Source organism: Microcoleus sp. PH2017_28_MFU_U_A (genome assembly GCF_020738035.1).
Lineage (GTDB): Bacteria > Cyanobacteriota > Cyanobacteriia > Cyanobacteriales > Microcoleaceae > Microcoleus.
The window spans coordinates 21,692-44,049 of record NZ_JAEQCX010000072.1; the positions used below are offsets into that span (position 1 = coordinate 21,692).

Below are 22,358 nucleotides of genomic sequence, written 5' to 3' on the forward strand. Positions count from 1 at the left end.
CAGTCTGTTGTTAATCCCAGATTTGCCGTAAATTCAAGGTAAATCCCGGCAACACATCTACCGAAACAGTTTGAGGTGCTTGCAATACCTCAACTTCTCGATCGGGGCGATAAATTTCCACTTGTTGCTTTTTGCGGTTAATTAACAAACCCAGACGACAGCCATTGTCGATATACTCTTGCATTTTGTCTTGAGTTTTTTTCAGGCTATCGCTTGGTGAAAGAATTTCAATCACAAAATCGGGACACAGCGGGATGAATTTTTCTCTTTGTTGTGCAGTCAAAGCCTCCCAGCGAGATTTTTCGACCCAAGAGACATCGGGAGATCGATCGGCTTTGTTTGGTAGAGTAAACCCTGTCGATGAGTCGAAGACTTCGCCGAGTTGAGTTTGCTCGTTCCAGATTGCCAGTTGTACAATCAGTTTGACGTTACGTTTTCCGGTTTCTCCTCCTGTCGGCGGCATCACGATTAATTCTCCATTAGGGTTCCTTTCTAGTTTTAAATCTGGGTTTTCTTGACAGAGTAAATAAAACTGTTCTTCGGTAAGTTTGATAATTGGGTTGAGGTCGAGAGTAATTTGGGTCATGGCAGTTGCGATCTGCTGAATTGAAATAGGCTTCTCCAGCAGATAAATTTATTTTAGCTTACCTTTTTCGGTTGGGATTGGCTTAGATAAAAAACATAAAAAAACCGGCTTCTCGAAGAAACCGGATTTTTTGTCAATCAGTGGCTTTCTTGTGATGCAGCCTAATCCCTAAAAAGATGTCATATATAAAACTCCAAAAGTCCTTTTTACCTTCCAATATTCCCAGACTTTGAGGAGAACCCTTTTCATCTAACAGCGGCTTCACAGCTTCATAAGCTGGCTTGTAATTGTACCAAGGAATTGAAGGCCACAAGTGATGGATCAAATGATAGTTCTGTCCCAAAATTAAAATATTCAGAATTGGACTAGGATATACTCTGGCATTTTTCCAGCGATCGCGCTCGTGAAACGGACGGTGTGGCAAATAATCAAAAAATAAGCCCAAGGCTAACCCCACTACCAAAGCAGGAGAAAACCAAAAGTTCAGCACATAGCCTAAATGGTCGTATTGAATTGAGAGATAAACCACTCCGATCACAAACAAACGGCTGAAAAACCATTCCCAAAGTTCGTATTTCCGCCACAGTTTGCGCTTAAAGAAGAAAATCTCGTGGTAAAAAAACCTCGCAGCAATTAGCCACAGAGGCCCACCCGTAGAAACATAATGGTCTGGATCGTTATCTGGGTCGTTAACGTGGGCGTGATGCTGCATATGTACCCGCGTAAATACCGGGAAAGCAAAGCCCAACATCAGCGCGCTACCGTGTCCCAAAATAGCGTTAATTGTACGATCGCGGTGCGCCGCGTTGTGAGACGCATCGTGAATCACCGTTCCAGCCATGTGCAACGCCAGCACGTTCAGCGAAAAACAACACCAATCCGGCCAGTCCCCGTACCAGTAACCCACAAAGGAAATCGCGATAATCGCTAATGCACTCAAAAACAACAGCAGCGTCGGATTCAAGTCACCCGGAGGACTCAGAAACTCTTTCGGCACTGTCAGCGGCCGTCCTGCCTCCGACATTTTTGTTAACACTCCTTAATATTTCACACTTGCGTAGTATAAGATACAAGTCTGCCAATAGTAAAGTTTCGTGAAAAAACAGAGTCCGATCGCCAGACAGTTGCCTCTGCACAAGAAGCCAAGTATTGCTGCTGTGAAACGATCCCAATCCTCGATTAGCCGCATAGCAGAGCAGCTCAAGTCTAATAAATGGGTATATCTGTATTTATGTCAACCCTGGGAGCGGAAATATTTTCTAAAAAAGCCGATCGCCAAGAAAAGATTACCGATCGGTAAAAAGTCAGATATTCTATATATTGGTCAATGCCTGCTGTTTTGACGACTATCAAAATTTTTAAGACTTGAGACTAGCGTCATTGCTTGTACTGAAAGATGAAAAGTTAGCCGAAATTTAAACTAGAAATCCTCCAGCCACCCCATCTCAATTCATGCAACTGCCAAAAGCCCTACGCCGAACTAAAATTGTAGCCACCATTGGCCCAGCAACATCCGACCCAGAAGTGCTCCGCAACCTCATAGAAGCTGGCGCCACAACTTTGCGACTCAACTTTTCCCACGGAACAGAAGATGACCACCAGCGCAGCATTCGCTTAATCAGACAAACGTCCTTTGAACTCAACCAGCCGGTCGCCATCCTCCAAGACCTTCAAGGCCCAAAAATTCGTTTGGGGCGCTTTGAAACAGGCTCTATAGTTGTCAAAAACGGCGATCCTTTCATTTTGACCAGCCGCCCGGTAGCCGGCACAGAGCTGATTTCCTCCGTCACCTACGAACCCCTAGCTTCGGAAGTCCCAGAGGGAGCCGTAATTCTGCTCGACGACGGAAAAGTGGAAATGCGTGTGGAAAAAGTAGACCGCGGCGCGGGAGAATTGTACTGTCGCGTCGTTGTCGGCGGCCCGCTTTCCAACAACAAAGGCGTGAATTTTCCGGGCGTATACCTGTCAATTAAAGCGCTCACGGATAAAGACCGCAAAGATTTAATGTTTGGCCTCGACCAAGGTGTCGATTGGGTAGCCCTCAGCTTCGTGCGGAATCCCCAGGATATGCTCGAAATTAAAGAACTGATTGCCAGTGCGGGCAAGCAAGTACCGGTAATTGCTAAGATCGAAAAGCACGAGGCGATCGAACAAATGGAAGAAATTCTCGCCCTTTGCAACGGCGTGATGGTCGCCCGGGGCGATTTGGGCGTAGAACTCCCCGCCGAAGACGTGCCGATTTTGCAAAAGCGCTTGATTGCGACTTCCAACCGCATGGGGATTCCGGTGATTACCGCTACCCAGATGCTCGACAGCATGGTCAACAATCCCCGTCCTACCCGCGCCGAGATTTCCGACGTAGCCAACGCGATTCTGGACGGAACCGATGCGGTAATGCTCTCCAATGAAACAGCAGTCGGCAGTTTCCCCGTCGAAGCGGTGGCGACGATGGCGAGAATTGCAGTGCGGATGGAGAGGGAAGGAATTAGGGGCAATATTAGAAATGTAGAAGATGTTGGTCGATCGATCACCAACGGCATCAGCCAAGCAGTCAGCCAAATCTCCGAACAGTTAAACGCAGCGGCGATTATGACACTGACCAAAACCGGCGCTACAGCCCGCAACGTCTCGAAATTCCGACCCAAAACACCGATTTTGGCCGTTACTCCCCACGTAGACGTAGCCCGACAACTGCAATTAGTATGGGGAGTCAAACCATTACTGGTGCTGGATTTGCCCTCAACAGGCCAGACATTTCAATCTGCCATTAATGTCGCCCAAGAAAAAGAGTTCCTGTGCGACGGAGATTTAGTAGTGATGACAGCCGGTACTCAGCAAGGGGTTGCCGGCTCGACGGATTTGATCAAAATTGAGGTAGTCACAGCCGTTTTAGGCAAAGGCACCGGTGTCGGTTTAGGATCTGTGAGCGGCATGGCCAGAGTTGCTCGCACTGCTGCGGATGTAGCCAATTTCCACGCAGGAGACATTTTAGTAGTAGAACGCACCAGCGCCGAGTTTGTGGAGATGATTCGCAAAGCCGCTGGTGTGGTAACGGAGGAGGAAAGTTTGACTTCTCACGCCGCGATTATCGGTTTGCGTTTGGGCGTGCCGGTGATGGTGGGTGTGGAGAATGCCATGCGGGTAATTCGGGACGGCACGATGCTGACGCTGGATATGCAGCGTGGCTTGGTTTATTCCGGTGCCCGCGGCGGCTCAACAGACGGAGAACTTGCGGTTTAACAAGTTATGAGTTTTGGGTTGTGGAGTTTTTCATGAAATTCTACAGCTCATTGCTTTTTTGTTGAATTTGTGCTATAATTCATAATCGTCTTGCCGATGTAGCTCAGTGGTAGAGTAATCGATTCGTAATCGATCGGTCGCGGGTTCAAATCCCGCCATCGGCTTTAGGTTTTGTGAAGTGTCAAAAGTTCTAAAGACTTTCATACACTTTTAACACTTCATCCCCGTAGTGGTTAATCACCTTAACCGCAATCTTTCCCGATTTACCATTCTTGCCTTTGGGAGAATCAAAAGGACGGCTAGTAGTAGAATACATCTGACTCCAAGCATCTTCATCAATTTCTGCTTTCAGCGCCCGCTTTAATTTTTCATAAGGTTGGTTAGCACCTGTAAAATAGGCATGACGCACAAAAAAGCTTTCCTCATTGTAGTCAGTGTCAATAAACCAACAAGCAATATCATCAGGCGAACTGCTGCGAATTTCTCCTGTAGTGGGATCGTAAATATCTAAACCTTTTAAGGTGACTACTAGCTGACCATTTTGGCGTTTTAACTCAATATCTGGTTCGCCAAATACCATAAATAAATTACCAGCCCCTGTTTTCTTGAGCAGTTCATCACCCAGTAACAAATCAGGATTCATGCGAGTGATTAAAACTTGCAATTTGCCATAACGTTTTGCTTCTTCATTAACATTAGGTTCAAAGGCAAAACCGCAGACAATTAATACATCATTCCCCAAGCCTTTAACAGCTTCTTTGGCAGCTTCTTTGATATCATCAACGCTGACAGTGCCGTATTCTGGCCCGATGTGGACTGCTACCCGCTTGATGGTTTCATCGCTTTCTGCGTACTCGCCTACAGCATGAATGTAAGTACCCGCATGAGATTCTAAATACTCTAAATTTTCAAACTTGAGGCGTTGATTTTTTAAAGTATTTTGGATTCCTGCCCTTTTCAGGTTGTCAATGATTCTGACTTCAAATTGATCTGATGCTTGGGTAACGCCTTCCTGTTCTGAGGCTGGGTATGCTTCATCAGTAGAAAGAATGCGGTGAGGTGAAAGACTTTCGACAGTAAACGGGCCAGTTATCCGAATGCGTTTATTGTTTTCATAAGGTTTGTCATAGAGTAGTTCCGTATCCGCATTACGGGCAATAGATTCATCGATTTCTTCCTGCCGTTGTTGCCTGAGTTGCCACCATTTAGCTATTAATTCTTTAGCTTCGTCTGACCATTTAGCATCGGATTCTCTGGGAATTTCCCATTCTTCCCAGGATTTTTTGAGTAACTGGTTTAATTGAGTGCGAACTGGTTCTAGTTGTAACTGCCATTTGGCATGGATAGTATCAATTTCTGGATTATTGGCGATTGATCCCAATGTAACATGAGGAACGCGCTTATAAACAAAGCCTTTTTTGATTGCGTTGTCTGTCTTAGGTTGTGTTGATGGCAGTTGTTTAGTGATTTCCGCTTCTTTCTGGATGCCGTCAGGGGAATCTGCTAGGAAGTAGTAGGGATATTTAGCAGACATGAGGCGAGTTCTAGCTAGTGCTAAAGCAACACGGCTTGTGTCGATGGTAATCCAACGTCTTCCCCATTGTTCGGCAACATACGCTGTGGTTCCAGATCCGCAGGTTGGATCTAATACTAAATCACCGGGATCTGTAGTCATTAAAAGACAGTTTTCAATTATTTTGGGATTTGTTTGAACTACATAAACTTTGCTTTCCGAGAAACCACCAGCCGTTTTTGCCCAAACATTTGTAATTTGGCTAACAGGGTAATCATCAAAAAAAGATTTATATCTAAGATATCCACCTAGTTTAATTATTCGGTTAGCTAATTTTAATCTTTGTATTCCTGGCAAATGCGTTTTCCAGCTTTTGCCCCTTAATGGATAAAATTTTTCGCCTTGATAATCAATAGGAAAATTTGTACTAGCTCCCCAACCAGTCGCAAGTAAATCGATGCGTTGAAAAATTTTTAAGTTATCGCTAATATGACTTTTTTCCTGCTTGTCTTCAGTTGTTAATCTCTGATGATTACCATCAATATCCTGTGCTAGAGTAAATTCAGAATTGCTTACTAAATTTTTTTCTTCATAGAGCTGTCTATATTTAACACTTTCTTTGTTTTTGGAGTACCAAATAATATAATCTTGAACCCCAGCGATGTATTTACTTCCTAGAGAAACTTTAGTAGTAGCAGAAATTTGAGTAATAAAGTTTTCGCTCCCAAAAACCTCATCCATCAAACACCGAACCAAATGCACATTGTCATCCCCAATCTGCACAAAGATACTACCAGTTTCCGTCAATAACTCTCTTGCTACAACCAACCGATCGCGTAAATAACTCAAATAAGAATGAATCCCTAACTCCCAAGTATCCCGAAACGCTTTCACCTGTTCCGGTTGCCTTGTTACTTCTTCAGCCTTCCCATCTTTAACATCGCGCTTCCGAGTCGAAACCTGCCAATTAGAACCAAACTTAATCCCATAGGGCGGGTCAAGATAAATCATCTGCACTTTACCCTTTAAACCCTCCTTCTCCGCCAATGAATTCATCACCAACAGCGAATCACCCAGAATCATCCGGTTAGCCCACTTCACCCCATCCTTATGCTGATAAAAGTCAATTAATTGGTCAAACTCTAACCCATTGAAATCACTAAATAAACTTAATTGTTCCGCTGGCTGTTCTTTCTTAACCTGCTTCTTAAAATCCTCAATAATCGCATGGGGGTGTATTTTCTCCTGAATATAAATCGGCACAGCAGGCACTTCTAAATCCTGACTGTCCTGTTCGTCTTTCCCCTGCCACACCAACTGCGGATCTAAAGATGGATCGCGGGGATAGAGAACTTTTTGAGGTTTTTTCTCGTCGTCAGCCATAAAATCACGCAACTCTTCAGTAGGAATATTAGCCCGTTTATCCTGATGTTTCACACTATCAATAGGTGTAGATTTGTCATTCTTTTTCCTAGGCATTAGTTATTTCCTTATAGATAAATGTTTGAATTTTACAGCCTTTGACATTCTGCTTTTGTACTCGAAACAATCGAGACTTCAATTCACTGAAATCTAAAATCAATTCATGAATTTTTAAGGCTTGTTGTTCATAATCAAAATCTCCTTGACATTCTTTACAGAGGATAATTCCACTGTGTTCTTTGACAAGCTTGTGTAGTTCAATAAAATCCTGCCTATTGAGCGTAATCACAGCCCGCTCTTGTTGATGGGCAAACTTGAGAACATCATCATCGGGAATTCCTTGATTAGCCTGTTTTGCGTCATAGGATGTCAACACATCATGTCCGAGATAACGAAGTTTGTTGACGATATCTAGGGGGAAATTTTCGTTAGAGTAAAGCCTAGCTATCTTCATCATCGTCATCCTGGGCAGCAATTACTCGATCGATTTCTGTTTGATGCTGTTCGTAGTATGACGAAGCTAATCTTAAATCTGCGGGAGTTAACCCCGGATAATTCCTCAGTATTTCCTCATCGGATGCCCCCAGTTTGTAAAAAGAAATAATTGTCCAGACAGGAATGCGTGTATTGCGTATCCTAGCGTTACCTCCACAGACACCAGCGGTTTTTTGAATGGTACTAATATTCGTATCCGTTTGTGCTGTCTGCTTAGACAAATACATCCGAATAGATTTTTCGGCATTCCAAGGATCGGATATTTCTAAGAAATCCCAACGCCCTAATCCCCCGTGATTTTTTACTGCTGGTATCCAAAGAGTTCTAGCAGTCGCCACCTTAGCGGCTTTGTCCTTTCTCGCTTCCCCCGATACTTCCAAAATTAAATTCAGTAGTTCTTTTTGCCCATCATTAATTCGCACAATAAAATCAGGCAAATAATTTCTCTGTTCCCCATTGAGAGTATAGGGAATAGTAAAGCCTAAATTGTGATTTTTTACATAGGAGACAACCTCATTCATTTGTTCTAAGGATTGCACCATCTTTGATTCCCAATTACTATCGAGTACCACATGAGAAACATGACATTTATGAGGGTTAGTCGTATAAACCGCACGGGCGGTGTCAAAGTCTACATAGCGAGTCGAACCAAAAGTATCATAGGGGCGGAGAATTGGCTTTAAAGATTTTCGCAACTCTCCTTCCACAATGGCATGATAAATCTTGTCTGTCGCATCGTGGGCAAATTCAGTCAGCATTAACAACTGAGGATAGGTATTGTCTTTGTAACGGACACATTCTTTGAGCCACTGTTTAGTTATTTGCAAAACTTGGGGAAACAACCAAGCTTGTACATCTGCATCAAAAAAATGTATTGTAGTTTTTTCTGGTTTCTGATTCCCATCCCATCGAAAATACTTTTCTAAAGTTAGTTTTGCCAACAAAAAAGCGACTTCCTGTTCTCTGTGGGATTTCAATTGATCCAATGTATGAATACTGGATTGACCAACAATCGGAGCATTGACTGTAAGAGTAGGCAAATCAGCCGTAGAGATAACATATTGACAAACATCTGTAAAATTAGCTGTTAATTTGCCCCTACTAATGTCGTAGCGATAACCCGTCAATCGAGGGAAAGTAATTTCAGATTCATTTCGTTCTGCTAAAGCTCGAACACGGGTAGGGAGTGTTCCCCGCTTGGGTGTTTTATTAGAACCTGCACAGGGGATAAAAGCAAAGGGAATACCGTAAACTTCGGCATATTCGGGTTCATACATTCCCTCTTTATTCACTGCATAGTTAATCCGTCGCAGTCCCCGTCCAACAACTTGTTCGCACAACAACTGAGTGCCAAAAGCTCTTAACCCTAAAATGTGGGTGACGGTACTAGCATCCCATCCTTCAGTCAACATAGAAACAGAGACTACACAGCGAATGTGTTCCCCCAGTTTTCCGGGTTTACCAACGGTATTTAATACTTCGCGCAGTAACTCTTCTGGTGTGATTTTTTCGGGATCTTTACCTGGATATCTTTGTCGATATTCGGCTTTAAATTCTTCAATCTCCTGTGCTGTAATTTTTTTGAATTCAGCACTCATCGCCTCGCCTGATTCTAGTTGTTCGCTGTCTACCAGAATCGTGTTAGGTCTAGCTGTCCAGTTTTCGTTTTGGACGTTACTAAATAATGGTAGTTTACCGGGAGCTAAAACAGGTCTACCATCAGGATATTTTTTGCCAGTATCCCAGCCAGCAATATAGTCATAAACTAATTTAGAGACATTGGTATTATTACAAACAACGATAAATACAGGCGGTGTTTGTCCTCTGTCAGTAGCTTCTGTGTCCTGTTCCCATAATTCAAAAGCTTTTTTGTAGTTACTATAGAGACTTTCTAAGGCTCCCTCTAACTCTTTAGGAAGTTTTGGTTCGGGTGATGATTTACTTTCATCTTGGGTACTGCGTCCTTTCTTGGGGAGTTGATCGCGAATTAATGGCCAAATACTGCGATAAGCAGGCAATTCGCCTTTCATGTTGTCGTCAGATACGGGAACGCGGGGAATTTTGACAATGCCTGATTCGATCGCATCAATCAAGGAAAAGTCAGAAACTACCCAAGGAAATAGATTGCCTTCTTGATAGCCAGAACCTTTTAAAAAGAACGGTGTAGCTGACAAGTCATAAACTACTTTGACCCCAATTTTTGACTTTATAGCTTCAATGCCAGAAATCCAAAGTTGTGCCTGATCGTTGCGTTTTTCTGCTTCTTTGCGGTCATCACCTTTGAGCTTGGCATCGTCATCACCAACGCGACGACGGTAACAGTGGTGAGCTTCATCATTAATCACGATAATGTTTTTCTTGTTTCCTAAACCTTTGCAAACTCGCCTTACCATTTGGTCTGGGGTTTCAGTGAAAGCACTTTTTTGTCCTTGGGCGAGAATATCTTTAGTTAACCGAGCTGCTGAATTAAGTTCTCGCAGTTTAAAGGCATGATAGTTAGTAATAACAATTTTAGCTTTTTCTAATTCTGGGATTAAATCTGGTGGTACTAGGTCAAGTTTTTTGTAGTAATTTTCAGCATCATTAGGTTGGAGTACCCGCAGGCGATCGCGCACGGTAATTCCTGGCGCTACTACTAAGAAAGCATCGCTAAATTTATTGTTCTGAGGGTTGGCGGCTTTATTAAGAGTATGCCACGCCATCAGCATTGACATGACTACTGTTTTACCGCTTCCTGTCGCCATTTTACAGGCCATGCGGAACAGCAGCGGGTTCGCATCTTCATTGAATTGTCGGAGTTGATTCTCAATCCAGTTATCGCCGCACTTTTTTGCAACTTCGGTGATATAGATAACTGTCTCTAAAGCTTCTATTTGGCAAAAATATAATTTACGTTCGCGATCGGGGTTAGTCCAATATGCCAACAATTTTTTAGTGGTAGGGGTAACGTAGAGATAGCCGCCACGTCTCCACAGGCTAACGCGATCGCGAATTTGGTTAATAAACTTGTTTTCTGCTACTCTGTCTTGTGTCCATTCACCTAGATTTAGCTCTAGTTGTTGAAACTGCTTGCTTTTTTTCTTCGGTTGGGCGATCGGGATAAAATAATGGCTGATGCGACGCTCTTCGAGAATTTCATCGGTAATACCATCATCGTCAAAGCGAAAGTGGTACTTGGGTTCCAAGAAGGCAGAGTTAATAATAGGATTTTCAATGACAACTTGATTCATCTATTTCCTGATACTTGTTATATGGACATAGCGATCGCCAATGATAGAGAATTCCTTATTCCCTAACCAATTGTCCCAAGGTCAGAGCAAATTCCCTCCAAATAGACTACCATCATAAATCATCCTTTTATCTATATTTTAACTGAAAATAAGTTACTTATATTTATATATCTACATAAAATATTATCTAAAATGATGGACTTCTGGAAATTGCTCATCTGCCCAAACCTCATAAAACAGTGCTGACACCAGCCATGCACCCACAAAGCAGAAATCTTAAACCTGGGCCCACAATTGGGACATTCCCAACCTGCGTAGGTGAAATCTGCCAAAGCGATCGCACCTCCCAACCCCACCAACTTCCCCAAGGATCGTCGGCGTTAACTCCTTCGCCTGTCGAAACCGCCCCAAAAGAGGACTGGCATTCCTCACGAGAAACCCCACATTGTATTAGTTCGGAGGGCGGGGGATGCGAAAACTTAGGGGGCTGAGGATTTGATTGAGGGCGCGCAATTGTTCGGCAGTACCCAAACAAATGAGCGTATCTCCTCCTTCGATCGCAGTTTCTCCAGTTGGCCCGACAATCAAAGTGCCGCCAGCCCGTCGAATTGCTAACACTAATGCCCCGGATTGCGATCGCAATTTGGCATTTCTCAAAGTTTCTCCGACGTAGACACAACTATTCGGATCTACCAGAAATTCTTCCATATAAAAAGAACTATCCGTACCCGTCAATACGCCGTCTAAAAAATCCATCACCTGAGGGCGCAAAGCAGCCGCTGCCATCCGTTTGCCGCCCGTAATGTAGGGGGATACGACGGCATCGGCGCCGCCCCGCTGCAACTTCTTTACGGCTTCTTCTGTGGTGGCGCGGGCGATCGCCCGTACCTTCGGATTCAGAGTTTTCGCCGACAGCACAGTGTACAAATTCTCAGCATCCGACGGCAAAGCTGCTACTATGCAAATTGCGCGATCGATCCCCACATTCAACAAAATTTCATCGAGTGTCGCGTCTCCCTGCACCGCCGTGTACCCCAACGCCAAAGCAGCCTGCACCGACTGTAGCGCCGAATCTACCACCACAAAAGGAATATTTTCTGCCTCAAATTCCAAGGCAATCTGTCGCCCCGTGCGCCCGAAACCGCAAAGAATGTAATGTTCGATCAAAGAATCCACCAAACGCCGCTGCTGCCTAATTCTTGCTCCTTCTTGAAAATATCCTTGAATCAGCGCTTCTGTAAAGCGGTTGACGATATAACCAATCACCATCACGCCCATCAAAATCAGGCACATGGTAAACATTCGCCCGCGTCTTCCGAGGGGGTGAATTTCACCGTAGCCGACAGTTGCTAAAGTAAATACAGTCATGTAAGCGGCATCGAGCAAAGGCCATTTTTCCACCAGCCAATACCAAAGAGTACCCGTGCAGAAAATGCCGCCAAGGGCGATGATGCCGCCCGTTAACTGTTTTTGCAGGCGCTGGTACTTTTGCTCTAAAGTTGAATACACCGATCGCCCTGACCTATTATTTATTACCTGCTACCAAATTTAAGCATATCAAGACTTAGGCAGAAACCCGGTTCCTCGGAGTAAATCTACAATCTACAATCTCAAATCGCCCGATCGACTTTCAATCCCGTCGCAGAGGTGGCGGTTGCTGGAATTGGCGAGCGGCAATTATTGCAGTGCGATCTGCAATTTTTATGAGGAGTATTTTCGCGCTCGCCTAGAATGCAAATAATCCTGAATTCAAAAAATAATGCAACTGCAAGCAAACTTAAAACCCATATCCACTAAGTCATTCCCAAATCTCAAATCTCAAATCTAAAATGGTATAATCCTGATTTAGCCGATCGCCAAATCCACACTAACTACAAATTCGGGAAAAGCCAGCGGCGACACTCGATCGCCCCGCCAAAACCTCAGCATTAAACTGTAACCGTTAACAGTCGGCTGGCGGTAAACTTCCAAGCAGTTTTCCTGTAAATTGACTATCCAGACTTCCTGAATTTGCGATCGGGCATAAATAGGAAGTTTCACATCTCTGTCATAGTCTATGGAAGTGTCAGCTACTTCTATTAATAGTAAAACTTCCGATGGGAGGGGGTGGGCGGTTGAATAGTAATCGGCGCGAGGTTGCAGCAATACTATATCAGGTTGCGGCTCAGTGCGATCGCTCAACTGAACGGGGTTCTGCACGTCAAAAGTAGCCAAATTTTCGGGAATTTGGCTGCACAGTCTGGCTAAGCGCCTCACAGAGGAAGCATGACGAGTTCCAATAGCGGCCATTTCAACAAGTTCTCCTTCTATCAATTCTAGGCGATCGCCCTCCGAAAGAATCCCAGCTTTACCCATCAGATGGTATTCTTCTACTGTGAAAAGTCTTTTGAGCAACTGCACAGCCATAACTTACCGTTCCTCTAATTAGTTCTTAGATTATAGTCGATCGAAACATAGCTATATTAACAGGGGTTATAAAAAATTATAACTTTGGTGGGATTTGTTTTTGACGAACCGCGAAGGCGCGAAGGACACGAAAGAAGAGGAAAGAAGAGGAGAGAAGAAGGGAAACTCACAAATATCTATCAATAGAAAGGTGTGTCCGGCTGAATGATTCGGTATCTTGAAAATAAGCAGCCAAAATATTCAGCAATCTGCAACGGTTGGCTGTTTTGGCAGGCTGCACAATAATCTGAGTTAACATAACTTGATTCCATGCAAAATACCGCAGATTTACTCCCCAAAATTGACTCGCCGAGTCTTCCTAAAAAGCAACCCGCACTTCCAAATTACGAAGCAGCCGATCGCCAATTTGTCAATTTGCTGCTAGTGGATGATTTAGACAAGACGGTGGCTGCAAAACCGTTACTTGTTAGCGATTTTGAAAGCGCGATCGCCGTGGCGCTGCGATCGGCATATCAGCAACCGGAGGGCGATGAGGCCGCGCACCGTTTCTTGCAGCGCGTACTGTACCGCATCAACCGCCTCAACTTGTTTTGGTACGACGATTTGCGCCGCTACAACAACGAACGATCGCACTATTTGCGTTCTGTGCGCGATCGCATCGAAGAACCTTGGCAGCAGTGGGAAATCGCCCAAATCGACGTTGCAGCCGTGCAAAACATCGAGAATGTCAAGCAAGCCCTGCGCGATCGTGCAGCCGTCGATGTCGATCCTCCGCTGTCTGAGATCGATCGCTACCTGCGAGAAGAGATGACAGCAGCGGGATACAGACACCTGCTGGCGATCGCCTCCTTCGACGGTTTAGTGGAAGCCAGCCGTCTTTCCCGCATCCTCGGCGGGGCAGGCAACGAAATTCAGTCAACCCTGACGCGGGTGCTGATCGAAGAATACGGCGGCGGTCGCTTACCCCGCAAGCACTCGACCTATTTTGCCCAAATGATGGCAGAATTCGGGATGAGCACAGAACCGGAGGCGTATTTCGATTTAGTACCTTGGGAAGTGCTCTCCAGCATCAACCACAACTTCCTGCTTACCGAACGCAAGCGCCACTTTCTGCGCTACAACGGCGGACTCACTTATTTTGAGGTGGCTGGGCCCGTCGCTTACCGCAATTATCTAGGCGCCGCGCAGCGCCTGGGGTTGTCCCAGGCTGCGATGGGTTATTGGGAACTCCACATCCGAGAAGATGAGCGTCACGGGCGCTGGATGCTTGATGAGGTGGCGATCCCGCTGGTTGACAAATACCCGCAGGATGGGTGGGAATTGGTGTTGGGCTACGATCAAGAGAAGTCGATCGGCGATCGGGCTGCGTTGGCTGTAGTGCGATCGATCCAAGCAGCAGAACACAATTGACACGTAGATGGGGATTTGCCGTTGGGTGGGGGCGGGTTCACAGACAATAATTGCCACTCAACCCACAATCTAATCAACCCGCCCCCACCGATAAAACAACGAACGATCGATCCGTGCTGTATTTTACAAGGCTGTCATTAACTGAATTAGCTCGATCGACAAATCTCTGGGCGACTTTTGCTGCTTCTGAAACAAAACTCCCGCCAGCAGATAGATATTTTCCGAATAAAAAGCCATGCCCTGTTTTTGCAGATTGGCGATCGCGCTTTTCACCTTCGGTTCCGAACTGTAATAGCCAAAAGTTAGAGGTGCAATCTCAAAATTCGCCACCGAGTAGCCTCGATCCAAGGCATCATCGATCAAACCCACAGGATTAGAATAGCTCGAAACCATCAGCAAAACTTTGTCGCAGCCCAAAGATAAAAGTTTTTTAGCAATTGTAGAACCATCAGTCCCGCCGTGCAACAGCGGCTGATAGAGCTTGTCATCCGCCGCCGGCAAGTAAGGCGGATTTGAAATTATACAATTCGCCGACTGATATAAAGGCGAATCAAAAAAAGAGCAATTTTGGACAGTGTATTGTTCGCTCAGTTGATATTGCTTAATTTGAGACTCAGCAATTTTCGACGCAACCTTATTTAACTCAAATCCTTGTATTTTTCCGTCAAAATTAGTTCTGACCAAAGACTTAATAACTGGACTTCCCTCTCCGGAACCAAATTCTACTATAAGTCGAGAATTGTCAGCGGTATCTAACACTAAACTTTCCAAGCAGTGCGAGTAAAAATCAGATTCTTCAGGGCAATGAAATACCTGTTTTAGAGGATGGGATGAAGTGAGCATAAATTCTGTAACAAAGTTTACTTTTTTAAAGTTATCTAATAAATAATTGTGAAGCCATCTGTCGCAAGAGCTATTTATAAACTTTTTAAATCTCTCTCTTGCTATTTTATCTGCTGCGATCGTCAATGCTTATTATAGCGGTTCTCAGAAAGATGAGGTACGTTGTTGGGCTTGGGCCCTCTTGGTTTCAGTGGTTATATAACCTGTCAGTCATACCTCACCTTTTTGAATTACTCGGAAAATGCGGACTTAATTCCTCGGAAAATGCGGACTTAATTCCAAACGATCGAACCTCAATCATATTGGTTCGATCGTTGGGAATTCATTCCTCATCAGACGAGAGATGACTCAAGTCCCAACGCTCAAACCCGATCGAGGTTATTTTAGCGGACACGATAGAACTGATAACGTTCGCGAGCGGGGACGCTCGCACTTCTGAGTCATGACTGATGACTGATGACTAATTGCCACCAGACTGTACAGATTTGCGGGTTTGGTTAGTATCGTCGCCCTTGTGATGCCACGTGCCACCGTCGCCTTGAACATACTCTGATTTTACGCTGTTCCAAGCAACGCGAGTAGCAGCATCTTGGCTCATTCCATCTTCGCTAGCGCTCTTAAAAGCCGCTTTAAAAATATTCTGCGCTCCTTGGGGTAGTTCTTGTGCTTCTGAAGGTAATGTGTCAAATTGTTGTTCTGGCATAATGGTCTCCTTTTTTTTAACATAAATGCTATTTTATATAGAATAAACAACTACCTTCCTCTCTCTAAAAGCAAATTTAAGACAGCATTTATCTCAGTCCGAAGACCGATGTAATCTTAAATTTATTAGTTTCAGAAAAAGGAACTTGCTTGCCGTTGCTGGTGGCACGGAATTTGGGTAATTTACCCGATCGCACAGCTATAAATCTGACTTCGGCTTTTTCACCTGCGAACTTAGAAAATACGTCAGCGAAGCGATTACTAAACCGATACTCCCTCCCAAGGGAAGGATGTTCGGATCGCCCTTCCACCTAACTACCTCAGCGAGAAACAATACGCTCAATACAACGACGATCACGCTGGTGAGCTTGGTTTTGAGATCCTCGATGCTGTGAATTTCCAGCCAGTGGGGTACTTTTATGCGCTCGTCAATGAACAGCTCGTAAAGTCCGAGGGCAGTAATGTAAAATACTGTGGCTAACAGAAACAAATCTACAACTTCGATCAAGGACAGAATCAGTTGTTTGGAGTTTTCGCTGGAAACCGCTCCTGTAGTTAGAATGTGGCCGATGGTAGCGACTGTTTCCAGCGCGCCGTAGACCAAAGGTAATAGCTTAGAAACTATTGAGGCTGTGGGGTAAGTTTCAATTGGAAAAACAATCAAGGGAACGGGACTAAATTTGCTCTCTTACCTTCATTATCCCGTAGCGAATATGAAAAGAGTTGTACGTTCCGTTGTCAATTTGACCATAAGGTTTTGCAATCAAAAGCGATCGCAGGACTCTACAAGGCAAAAGCAAGCATAACCATGAAATCTTCTAAATTGTTGAAAGTTGTTTTAGCAGGGGCTTGTACTTTAGGTTTAGCAACGGTTTCCTTAGCAGTGCCTGCTTCTGCCCAGTCGGGAGGCGGTGCAGGCACGGGTACTAGCGGTACGACAGGTACAACCGGTACCAGCGGTACAACTTCGGCGCCGACTGAGACTAATTCTGGAGTTTTGAGCGATCGGCGCGATCGCCCCAACAATCTGGGCTGGCTGGGTGCCTTGGGCGCGTTAGGTTTGCTCAACTTGTTTCGCAAAAAAGACGATGCAGCGTCGGTTCGTCGGTAGTTTCGGGCGATTCACGCTCGGGATAGATTCGCACGCGCGTACTATTGAAAACTTGAAAACATAGAGGCTTAGAAATTCATGACTTCACCAAATCGCCAAAATTTGTTCGTAAAATTGGTTACTGTTGCCGGAATTGCCGGCGTTAGTTCCTTGCTCGCCGTGCCCGGATTCGCAGAATTGAACCGCCAGACTAACGACTCGAACAATTCTAATTCTGCGGGCTTGATTGCGATCGACGCCAACAACAATACCAATCCCGGCGGCCGTCCTTTTGACTCGACTAATCCGAACTACACTAACGATTTGGGGGGCAGTCCTTCGGACTCTACAAATAGCCCCAGCAACAATAACAATCCCGATCGTTCTTCGGAAGCTCCTGTGAGCGATCCGAACAACAATACCAATCCGGGCGGCCGTCCTTTCGACTCTACTGTCCCCAGCAACAATAACGATGCCGGCGGCCCTAGCAACACTCGCAATAGCCCCAGCAACTAGAATAGACCTCTTGCAAAAATCCTTTTAACCAAATTTTGGGACGGGCTAGAAGCCCATCCCACAAGAAAAAAGATTTTTGTGGGATGGGCTTCTAGCCCGTTCAGCCGCAATAATTAGCTAGAGTCCGATCGCACTTGCACGCGATCGGACTCTATTTTTGCTGCTGTTAAACTTAGGCTAAATTAATAATTTTCTCACCGACGGGCGATCGCACTTGCGCGCCCGCCGATTTATTCAAACAACACACTATTAGTTACTGCTGATTGTCCACAAAAACAGTCACAGCCGCCACAGCGATTAACATTTCATCATTTTTATCATTCAGAGAGGCGATCGCCCTTCCTGGCACAATCATGCCCCCTTGCTCCACAATCAGAGTTTTGCTACCAAAAGGCAGCACCGCCAACACATCATCCGGCCGCACTTGTTCCGGGTAAGGAACAGCCACCTTTACCTCAACAATCATCTGATTGGGGTCAGTCAAACCCGCCACTTCCCAGACGCCTAGCAGAGCATTATTGGCGATCGCATTTCGTACAGCCCTAGCCGCCGCCACAGTAGGTTCCTGCCCGTGCTGGTCGATACCCATCCCCATTTCAATGATGAAACATTTACGTGCCACAGTTGCCCCTTCCTTGATTTTTGTGAATAGTCGTTAGCGAAGCTTACAGAAAAGAATCGCACTCTTTACCAAAACAATTATCAACCAAACCGACCGCAATTTTTATTATTTTATAAATCGTTATAACAACACAAGAATCATCTTAGTTCAAAAAAAACAATCAAACAACCGACAATCTCATAACCATAGTTAATCAGTCATTGTCAATCTAAAATCCCAAATCCCAAATCTAAAATCGCATAACTTATGGTAATATAACCAAAATCACCATTCCTCGCGGACTGCCAAACTCATCGCCAGCTTGAATCATGGATAGTTTTCTCCCCATAGCCTACTTTCAAAACCAATTTCTCCCCTTTACCGACGCCAAAATTTCCATAGCCACCCACGCCCTGCACTACGGAACCGGAGTTTTAGGCGGGTTGCGAGGAATTCCCGACCCCCAAAATGGCGATCGCATCTTACTATTTAGATTAGACCGCCACTGTCAAAGATTAAGTCAAAGTGCCAGCTTCCTCCACTGCGATATTCCCCCGGACAAAATCCAACAAGTAATCACTGATTTTGTTAAAAAAAATCAGCCAACAAAATCATTTTACATCCGTCCATTTATCTACACATCAAGTTTAGGAATAGCCCCCAGACTGCACAACGTAGACACAGACTTCTTTGTTTACGGATTAGAACTTTCCGACTACTTACCCAAAGAAGGAGTCAACTGTAGAATTAGCTCTTGGTACCGTCAAGAAGACCGCAGCTTACCCTTAAGAGGAAAAATTAGCGGCGCCTACATCACCTCAGCCCTAGCTAAAACAGAAGCAGTAGAATCCGGCTTCGACGAAGCGATTATGATGAACACCCAAGGAAAAGTCAGCGAAGCCTCTGGGATGAACATATTTGTCGCCAGAAACGGCAAATTAGTTACTCCCGGTTTCGAGCAAGATATTCTCGAAGGAATCACCAGAGACAGCGTAATCACCATCGCCAGAGACTTGGGGATTGAAGTCACAGAAAGACCAGTTGACAAATCAGAACTGTTGATTGCAGACGAGATTTTTCTGTGCGGAACCGCCGCCAAAATTACGCCAATTAACCGAGTAGAAAACTATCAATTGCCTAAAAACAGACCCATCACCGAAAAGATTTTGGACAAACTGACGGGGATTATCGAAAATCGCGATAGCAAGTACAAAGAGTGGGTATTTGCGATTAGTCTGAATTAACGCGATACTCAAGGATCCATGAAGTAAATTAACCGGATTTGGTTAAATACCAAATCCGGTTAAATACCCCCTCGATCTCTTAGTCTGCGGAGGCAGACTTCGTGTGTGTAGTCGCGGTTTCAACCGCCGAGTCACTTTTTTACTCGCACAAGGCAGCCGCATGATGGCGAATGTGATCCTCCATAAAACTCGCCACAAAATAATAGCTGTGATCGTAACCTTCCTGCATCCTTAAAGTCAGCATCTGTCCCACTTTTGCACAAGCAACCGCAAACGCATCCGGCAACAATTGCCCGTCAGCTAGATACGAATCATCCGTACCGCAGTCAATCAAAATCGGGCGCTTGTATTGCTGTTCCAAAACTAATTCGCTAGCATCCCAAGCCTTCCAATTCTCCCGATCGCCACCGAGGTAGTGTCCAAATATTTTTTGTCCCCAAGGGCTGCGGACAGGGGCGCAAATAGGCGCAAAAGCCGAAACAGAAAGATAGCGATCGCCATTTTTTAACGCGCAAATTAAAGCCCCGTGTCCGCCCATCGAATGCCCGAAAATTCCCTGTTTTTCACGTATCACCGGAAAGTTTGACGCGATTAAATTCGGCAACTCATCAACCACATAACTGTACATTCGATAGTGAGAATTCCAAGGTGCGGCTGTCGCATCCACATAAAAACCCGCGCCGCTTCCCAAATCCCAATTGTCCGCTTCCCCAGGAATGCCAGTATTGCGCGGGCTAGTGTCGGGCGCCACCAGCATTAACCCATATTTTGCTGCCCATTGTTGCGCCCCCGCTTTTGCCATAAAATTCTCTTCCGTGCAGGTTAATCCTGACAAGTAATAGAGGATTGGTACGGGTTGTGATTCGGCTTGTGGTGGCTGGTAGACAGTGAATTTCATCTCGCTGTTGCAGGCGGATGATTGATGGCTATAAAAGCCGAGTTTGCCACCCAAACTTTTATATTGTTTTTCCAGTTTTAGGGATTTTGAGATCATGTTAATTTTATTTCATTTGTGAATTAGATTTTTTTTACCGCAGAGAGCGCAGAGGGCGCAGAGGAAGAGAGAAGAGAGAAATATTTTTGTTCAAAATGTTAAAACTGTGCGTATTACTTTTCCTTGGTGCATCAAATCAAAGGCGTCATTAATTTGCTCGATCGGCATAATCTGGGTAATCAAACTATCAATATCAATTTTACCATCCATGTACCAATCAACAATTTTCGGAACATCGGTTCTGCCCTTCGCGCCACCAAAAGCCGTGCCTTTCCACACCCTACCAGTTACTAATTGAAACGGGCGGGTGCTAATTTCTTGCCCGGCTCCCGCTACTCCGACAATCACGCTCACACCCCAACCTTTGTGACAGCATTCCAAAGCTTGGCGCATCACATTAACGTTGCCGATACATTCAAAAGTGTAATCAGCTCCGCCTTTGGTTAAATCTACCAAATAAGGCACTAAATCGCCCTCAACTTCGCGGGGATTTACAAAGTGAGTCATGCCGAATTTTTCCGCCATTGCTCGTTTGTCGGGATTCATATCTACGCCGACAATCATGTTGGCTCCCACCAGGCGCGCTGCTTGGATTACATTCAAACCCACGCCGCCTAAACCAAAAACTATGACATTAGAACCTGGTTCTACTTTGGCAGTATTGATGACAGCGCCGATGCCAGTTGTAACGCCGCAGCCAATCAAACAAACTTTGTCAAAGGGAGCGTCATCGCGAATTTTCGCTACCGCAATTTCTGGCAATACTGTATAATTAGCAAAGGTAGAAGTTCCCATGTAATGGAAAATTTTCTCGCCATTAATTGAAAATCTGCTCGTGCCATCGGGCATTACGCCTTGCCCTTGAGTGAGGCGAATTGCTTGACAGAGATTCGTTTTGCCGCTCAAACAATACGCGCAGTTGCGACATTCGGGAGTGTAAAGTGGAATTACCCGATCGCCCTTTTTGACACTTGTCACTCCCGCCCCAACTTCCGCGACAATCCCGGCTCCCTCGTGGCCGAGAATTGCCGGAAACAAACCCTCGGGATCGGCGCCGGAAAGAGTATAAGCATCGGTGTGACAAACACCCGTCGCTTTAATTTCTACCAGCACCTCACCATCTCGCGGCCCATCTAGATCGACCGTTTCAATGGTCAAAGGTTGGCCGGCACTGCGAGCAACTGCTGCTTTTACTTTCATGCTTTCCCCCTGGGATGATTTGTTAAATGCTCCGTCAATATGTATTCTATTACTTAATCTAAAAATTGCACCAATTCTATGACAAAATTAATTGTAATTACCGGAGTCAGTCGCGGTCTCGGTCTCGCGATGACCGAAAAGTTTATTGAATTGGGACACACAGTTTTAGGATGCGCCCGCTCTTCGGAAGCAGTGGAAAAACTAAAACAAAAATATCGCGCGCCCCATCATTTTACTTGTTTGGATGTCGCTAGCGACGAGCTAGTCAAAGCTTGGGCTACAGAAATTTTGGCAAAGCAGCAACTGCCAGATTTGCTGATTAACAATGCAGCTATAACTAATTATTCCGCGCCTCTGTGGAATATCAGTAATGAAGAGTTTTCTGAGGTAATTGATGTTAATATTAAAGGTACAGCTAATGTGATTCGCCACTTTGTCCCGGCAATGATTGCTCGAAAAAGTGGCATAATTGTCAACTTTAGTTCGGGTTGGGGAAGGTCAACTTCGCCGGAAGTCGCGCCCTATTGCGCTTCTAAGTGGGCGATCGAAGGATTGACGCGATCGCTCGCCCAAGAACTCCCGCGAGGCATGGCAGCGATTCCTTTGAATCCGGGCATAATTCACACCGATATGCTGGAAATTTCTTTCGGAGAACACGCGGCAAGTTACACGCCAGTCAAAACATGGGTGCAAAAAGCAGTGCCTTTTTTACTAAAATTGAAACCTTCAGATAATGGCGTGCCGATGACCGTTCCGGGATAATATAGCAACAGAAAGCAGAATTTGCGAACATCTCTCTTTTCTACTCCTCTGCGCCCTCTGCGCTCTCTGCGGTTAAATAAAAAAAGGGAGCATCCCAATTGTGC

21 protein-coding genes and 1 tRNA gene are annotated in these 22,358 nt (G+C 45.1%); 7 read left to right on the forward strand and 15 right to left on the reverse strand.

Annotation, left to right across the window (positions count from 1 at the left end; all coding sequences use genetic code 11):
* Positions 1 to 10 precede the first annotated feature (10 nt).
* From JGK14_RS17810 to JGK14_RS17820, 3 genes are all read right to left on the reverse strand, one after another.
* Positions 11 to 586: a Uma2 family endonuclease gene (locus JGK14_RS17810; protein WP_293177594.1), complete on the reverse strand. Its 576-nt coding sequence runs from the start codon at positions 584 to 586 to the stop codon at positions 11 to 13.
* A gap of 133 nt (positions 587 to 719) precedes the next feature.
* Complete coding sequence (crtR, locus tag JGK14_RS17815) at positions 720 to 1,610, reverse strand: beta-carotene hydroxylase (RefSeq protein ID WP_293177805.1); 891 nt, start codon at positions 1,608 to 1,610, stop codon at positions 720 to 722.
* Positions 1,611 to 1,792: 182 nt separating this feature from the next.
* The gene (locus JGK14_RS17820) at positions 1,793 to 1,939 is read right to left on the reverse strand and encodes a hypothetical protein (RefSeq protein WP_293239099.1); all 147 of its coding nucleotides are present in this window, start codon (positions 1,937 to 1,939) and stop codon (positions 1,793 to 1,795) included.
* A 99-nt stretch (positions 1,940 to 2,038) separates the two neighbouring features.
* Between JGK14_RS17820 and pyk the strand changes: the two genes are divergently transcribed.
* Entirely contained in the window at positions 2,039 to 3,826 is a 1,788-nt protein-coding gene (pyk, locus tag JGK14_RS17825; protein WP_293177597.1) for a pyruvate kinase, read from the forward strand.
* Positions 3,827 to 3,918: 92 nt separating this feature from the next.
* Positions 3,919 to 3,990, forward strand: a tRNA-Thr gene (locus JGK14_RS17830).
* A 26-nt stretch (positions 3,991 to 4,016) separates the two neighbouring features.
* Here JGK14_RS17830 and JGK14_RS17835 read toward each other — a convergent pair.
* The 6 genes from JGK14_RS17835 to JGK14_RS17860 all read right to left on the reverse strand — a co-directional run bounded on the left by JGK14_RS17835 (position 4,017) and on the right by JGK14_RS17860 (position 13,190).
* A complete protein-coding gene (locus tag JGK14_RS17835; RefSeq protein WP_325315330.1) occupies positions 4,017 to 6,818 on the reverse strand; it encodes a site-specific DNA-methyltransferase in 2,802 nt (933 codons plus the stop codon).
* Positions 6,811 to 7,218, reverse strand: coding sequence for a DUF5615 family PIN-like protein (locus JGK14_RS17840; RefSeq protein WP_293177715.1), 408 nt, complete (start codon positions 7,216 to 7,218; stop codon positions 6,811 to 6,813). Before JGK14_RS17840 ends, JGK14_RS17835 begins: the two co-directional genes overlap by 8 nt.
* The gene (locus JGK14_RS17845) at positions 7,202 to 10,486 is read right to left on the reverse strand and encodes a BPTD_3080 family restriction endonuclease (protein WP_293214201.1); all 3,285 of its coding nucleotides are present in this window, start codon (positions 10,484 to 10,486) and stop codon (positions 7,202 to 7,204) included. The genes JGK14_RS17840 and JGK14_RS17845 overlap by 17 nt, the downstream gene beginning before the upstream one ends.
* Before the next feature lie 450 nt (positions 10,487 to 10,936).
* Positions 10,937 to 11,995, reverse strand: coding sequence for a potassium channel family protein (locus JGK14_RS17850; RefSeq protein ID WP_325315331.1), 1,059 nt, complete (start codon positions 11,993 to 11,995; stop codon positions 10,937 to 10,939).
* A 336-nt stretch (positions 11,996 to 12,331) separates the two neighbouring features.
* A complete protein-coding gene (locus tag JGK14_RS17855; RefSeq protein ID WP_293190025.1) occupies positions 12,332 to 12,892 on the reverse strand; it encodes a Uma2 family endonuclease in 561 nt (186 codons plus the stop codon).
* Between the two features lie 166 nt (positions 12,893 to 13,058).
* Positions 13,059 to 13,190 (reverse strand): hypothetical protein, encoded by a 132-nt coding sequence (locus JGK14_RS17860; protein ID WP_293190023.1) that lies wholly within the window; start codon positions 13,188 to 13,190, stop codon positions 13,059 to 13,061.
* Positions 13,191 to 13,201: 11 nt separating this feature from the next.
* Here JGK14_RS17860 and JGK14_RS17865 point away from each other — a divergent pair, with 11 nt between their 5' ends.
* Complete coding sequence (locus JGK14_RS17865; protein ID WP_293220024.1) at positions 13,202 to 14,302, forward strand: iron-containing redox enzyme family protein; 1,101 nt, start codon at positions 13,202 to 13,204, stop codon at positions 14,300 to 14,302.
* 123 nt (positions 14,303 to 14,425) lie between these two features.
* Here JGK14_RS17865 and JGK14_RS17870 read toward each other — a convergent pair whose 3' ends face one another.
* From JGK14_RS17870 to JGK14_RS17880, 3 genes are all read right to left on the reverse strand, one after another.
* Positions 14,426 to 15,145, reverse strand: coding sequence for a methyltransferase (locus JGK14_RS17870; protein WP_293177730.1), 720 nt, complete (start codon positions 15,143 to 15,145; stop codon positions 14,426 to 14,428).
* A gap of 460 nt (positions 15,146 to 15,605) precedes the next feature.
* Positions 15,606 to 15,848 (reverse strand): ChaB family protein, encoded by a 243-nt coding sequence (locus JGK14_RS17875; RefSeq protein WP_293190017.1) that lies wholly within the window; start codon positions 15,846 to 15,848, stop codon positions 15,606 to 15,608.
* 198 nt (positions 15,849 to 16,046) lie between these two features.
* Entirely contained in the window at positions 16,047 to 16,511 is a 465-nt protein-coding gene (locus JGK14_RS17880) for a YqhA family protein (protein ID WP_293220018.1), read from the reverse strand.
* Between the two features lie 144 nt (positions 16,512 to 16,655).
* Here JGK14_RS17880 and JGK14_RS17885 point away from each other — a divergent pair, with 144 nt between their 5' ends.
* Together JGK14_RS17885 and JGK14_RS17890 are read left to right on the forward strand one after the other, a co-directional pair.
* Positions 16,656 to 16,958, forward strand: coding sequence for a hypothetical protein (locus JGK14_RS17885; RefSeq protein ID WP_293177739.1), 303 nt, complete (start codon positions 16,656 to 16,658; stop codon positions 16,956 to 16,958).
* A gap of 78 nt (positions 16,959 to 17,036) precedes the next feature.
* The gene (locus JGK14_RS17890) at positions 17,037 to 17,453 is read left to right on the forward strand and encodes a hypothetical protein (protein WP_293177742.1); all 417 of its coding nucleotides are present in this window, start codon (positions 17,037 to 17,039) and stop codon (positions 17,451 to 17,453) included.
* A 253-nt stretch (positions 17,454 to 17,706) separates the two neighbouring features.
* Here the strand turns inward: JGK14_RS17890 and JGK14_RS17895 are convergent, their stop codons facing one another.
* Positions 17,707 to 18,075 (reverse strand): Lin0512 family protein, encoded by a 369-nt coding sequence (locus JGK14_RS17895; protein WP_293177745.1) that lies wholly within the window; start codon positions 18,073 to 18,075, stop codon positions 17,707 to 17,709.
* A 308-nt stretch (positions 18,076 to 18,383) separates the two neighbouring features.
* Between JGK14_RS17895 and JGK14_RS17900 the strand changes: the two genes are divergently transcribed.
* Entirely contained in the window at positions 18,384 to 19,298 is a 915-nt protein-coding gene (locus tag JGK14_RS17900; RefSeq protein ID WP_293190013.1) for a branched-chain amino acid transaminase, read from the forward strand.
* A gap of 139 nt (positions 19,299 to 19,437) precedes the next feature.
* Here the strand turns inward: JGK14_RS17900 and fghA are convergent, their stop codons facing one another.
* A complete protein-coding gene (gene fghA, locus JGK14_RS17905) occupies positions 19,438 to 20,292 on the reverse strand; it encodes an S-formylglutathione hydrolase (RefSeq protein WP_293190011.1) in 855 nt (284 codons plus the stop codon).
* A 90-nt stretch (positions 20,293 to 20,382) separates the two neighbouring features.
* Positions 20,383 to 21,492 carry an S-(hydroxymethyl)glutathione dehydrogenase/class III alcohol dehydrogenase gene (locus tag JGK14_RS17910; RefSeq protein ID WP_293177753.1) on the reverse strand — a complete coding sequence of 370 codons (1,110 nt, stop codon included), beginning with the start codon at positions 21,490 to 21,492 and terminating at the stop codon, positions 20,383 to 20,385.
* 78 nt (positions 21,493 to 21,570) lie between these two features.
* Between JGK14_RS17910 and JGK14_RS17915 the strand changes: the two genes are divergently transcribed.
* On the forward strand, positions 21,571 to 22,254 hold the full coding sequence (locus tag JGK14_RS17915; RefSeq protein ID WP_293190007.1) for an SDR family oxidoreductase: 684 nt from the start codon (positions 21,571 to 21,573) through the stop codon (positions 22,252 to 22,254).
* Positions 22,255 to 22,358 lie beyond the last annotated feature (104 nt).